The sequence below is a fragment of the Polaromonas sp. P1_G1 genome (genome assembly GCF_056405595.1).
Window position 1 is genome coordinate 1 of record NZ_JBFUBU010000247.1, and the last position, 402, is coordinate 402.

Below are 402 nucleotides of genomic sequence, written 5' to 3' on the forward strand. Positions count from 1 at the left end.
CTGGTGTTGGCGTAAACCACCACGGTGCGGTCCGGGTGGGCATCGCAAAAGGCGTTGAACTCCGTGATGGGGCAGCCCAGATCGAGCGAACAGGTGGCGTCCAGATCGGGCATGAGCACCGTCTTGTGCGGCGACAAAATCTTGCTGGTCTCGCCCATGAACTTCACGCCCGACACCACCAGCGTCTGCGCGCTGTGGTCGCGGCCAAAGCGGGCCATCTCCAGAGAATCGCTCACCAGGCCGCCGGTTTCCTCGGCCAGGTCCTGCAGGTCCGGGTGCACGTAGTAGTGCGAGACCATCACTGCATTCTTTTCCTTCAGCAAGCGCTTGATCTTCTCTTTCAGCGCCACGCGCTGGCTGGGCGTGGGTTCCACCGGTACGCGGGCCCAGGCATGCTGGGTG

At 63.2% G+C, this 402-nt stretch carries 1 protein-coding gene; it reads right to left on the minus strand.

The window, feature by feature from the left end:
* Positions 1-402: quinolinate synthase NadA (gene nadA / locus AC1D1Y_RS26690; protein ID WP_477684997.1), on the minus strand; the 402-nt coding region annotated here is incomplete at both ends.